At 68.8% G+C, this 2,726-nt stretch carries 2 protein-coding genes; both read left to right on the top strand.

Annotated elements, in window-relative coordinates; all coding sequences use genetic code 11:
* Positions 1–1,605: alkaline phosphatase D family protein (locus AC08OT_RS19945; protein ID WP_476603199.1), on the top strand; the 1,605-nt coding region annotated here is incomplete at its 5' end.
* Positions 1,606–1,876: 271 nt separating this feature from the next.
* A partial coding sequence (locus AC08OT_RS19940; RefSeq protein ID WP_476603198.1) for a cytochrome c oxidase subunit I occupies positions 1,877–2,726 on the top strand: 850 nt, incomplete at its 3' end.

Below are 2,726 nucleotides of genomic sequence, written 5' to 3'. Positions count from 1 at the left end.
GCGCTGGGCGGGGCGAGCCTGGCGGCCTGCGGCGGCTCCGGCGGTTCGATCCCGACCCCCGCGCCGGCCCTGCGGACGCCCACCCCGATCGCGGGCGTCACCGACGGGGTCTTCGGGCTCGGGGTCGCCAGCGGCGACCCGTTGCCGGACGGCGTCATCCTCTGGACCCGGCTCGCACCGAGGCCGACCGAGGGCGGCGGCATGCCCACGCGGGACATTGAGATCGACTGGCAGATCGCGACGGACGAGGGTTTCCGCGATGTGGTGCGCGCCGGCACGCAGACCGCGCAGGCGGCGTTCGCGCATTCCGTCCACGTCGACGTCCGCGGACTCGCGCCGGAGCGTGACTACTTCTACCGGTTCCGTGCCGGCACCGTGCTCAGTCCGGTCGGCCGGACCCGGACGGCCGCAGCCCCCGGGAGGGGACCGGAATCGGCCGGCGGTGCCCTGACCTTCGCGCTGGCCTCATGCCAGGACTTCCAGAACGGGTATTGGCCGGCCTTCGACGGCATCGCCGCCGACGCGCCGGACCTCGTCGTCCACGTCGGCGACTACATCTACGAGTATGACCCGAGGAGCACCTATCCGGACCGGCGGCACACCACCCCGCAGCGGCCCGGCCTGGACCAACTCCAGACGCTGGCGGACTACCGCAACCGGTACGGCCAGTACAAGTCCGATCCTGCCCTGCAGGCCGCTCATCACGTGGCCCCCTGGGTCGTCACCTGGGACGACCACGAGGTCGAGAACAACTACGCCGGGCTGGTCGACGAGGCCGGCGACACCGGGAAGCAACGGCAGGATCCCGCGGCGTTCGCCCGCCAGCGTGCCGCCGCCTACCAGGCGTACTACGAACACATGCCGATCCGGGCGGAGCTGAATCCGGGATCGCCCGACATGCGGATCTACCGGCGGTTCGCGTTCGGGAACCTGGTGACGTTCAACGTCATGGACACCCGGCAGTACCGGACCAGGCAGCCCGGCGGCTCCCCGCAGGGCATCGGGCTCGCCGCCCTGGGCCGGGACAACACGGCCGGCACGATGGCCGGCACCGCCCAGGAACGCTGGTTGCGCGACGGCCTGACCACGTCGCGGACCCGCTGGAACGTCCTCGCCCAGCAGACGATGCTGGCCCAGCTGAACGGGCAGCTACCCCTCGGCGAGGGACCACGGCTGGCCAACCTGGATCAGAACGACGGGTACGGCCCCTACCGGGCCCGGTTGCTGTCGGAGATCCGCGACAGCGGCGTGCGCAACCCGGTGGTGCTCTCCGGTGACATCCACTGCGCCTGGGTGAACGACCTCCGGGTCGATTTCGACCGGCCCGAGACGCCGGTCGTCGCGACGGAGTTCGTCTGCACCTCGATCAGCTCGGCCTTCTTCCTCGTCAGCGAGGACTTCGTCCGGCGGAACAATGCCCGGCTCAACCCGCATGTCCGGTATTTTCGCGGTGACCGGCGAGGTTACACGCGCGTTCGCGTCACCCCGGACGAATGGCGCGCGGACATGCGGGTCGTTGCCGACATCACCACTCACCACTCGCCCACGTCCACGGATGCCACCTGGGTGGTCGAGAACGGGCGGCCCGGCGCGCGGCCGGCCTGAGAGCGAGTGTGCGGCGACAGCACGCTCCGGCCCTGCCGGCCCGCACTGCCGACCGCTTTCCACCCGATTCATCGGAAAAGGCACGGGAATTCGACCACCGGATGACCTCCACCGGGTGGCCTCGCCGGCCTGCGCATCGCGAATAAATCCGAAGAAACTCGACGGTTCTACGGCCAGGACACCGGTCGCCACGTTAGCCTTTCCCCGGCCCGTCCGCCGCTTTCCACGCGCATTCTGGCGCCGTGCGGACGACGAACATCGGGAGCCGAACGTGACAATTCTACACCAACCGAGAGAACCGGGCGGAGCAGCGGATAGCGGGACGCAGCCGGTGGATGTCATCGCCGCGCACACCAGGCCACGTACCCCTTTGCTCGGCTATCTGCGGACGACGTCCCACAAAGACATCGCCATCCTGTACGCCGTCACGTCGTTCGGCTTCTTCCTCTTCGCCGGTGTCCTGGCCGTGATGATGCGGGCGGAACTCGCCCGCCCGGGGCTGCAGTACTTCTCCAACGAGCAGTACAACCAGTTTTTCACGCTGCACGGCACACTGATGCTGCTCATGTTCGCCACCCCACTGGCGTTCGCGTTCGCGAACTTCCTGGTGCCGCTGCAGATCGGCGCGCCGGACGTGGCATTCCCGCGGCTGAACGCGATGTCCTACTGGTTCTTCCTGTTCGGCAGCCTGGCGGTGATCTTCGGGTTCCTGACCCCGGACGGCACCGCGTCCTTCGGCTGGTTCGCCTACTCGCCATTGAACAGCAAGGTGTACTCGCCGGGAGTGGGCTCCGACCTGTGGGTCGTGGGTCTCGCGGTCTCCGGTGTCGGTACCATCCTCGGCGCCGTCAACATGATCACAACGATCCTGACGATGCGGGCCCCGGGCATGACGATGTTCCGGCTGCCGATCTTCTGCTGGACCTTCCTGGCGACCTCGATCCTCGTGCTGATCGCCTTCCCCGTGCTCGCCGCGGCGCTGCTCGCCCTGGAGGCCGACCGGCGCTTCGGCGCGCACGTGTTCGACGCCGCCAACGGCGGCGCACTGCTCTGGCAGCACCTGTTCTGGTACTTCGGCCACCCCGAGGTCTACATCATCGCCCTGCCGTTCTTCGGCGTCA

This window comes from Frankia sp. CgJB1 (assembly GCF_977947065.1).
This window is presented reverse-complemented; position numbering and strand designations above follow the sequence as displayed.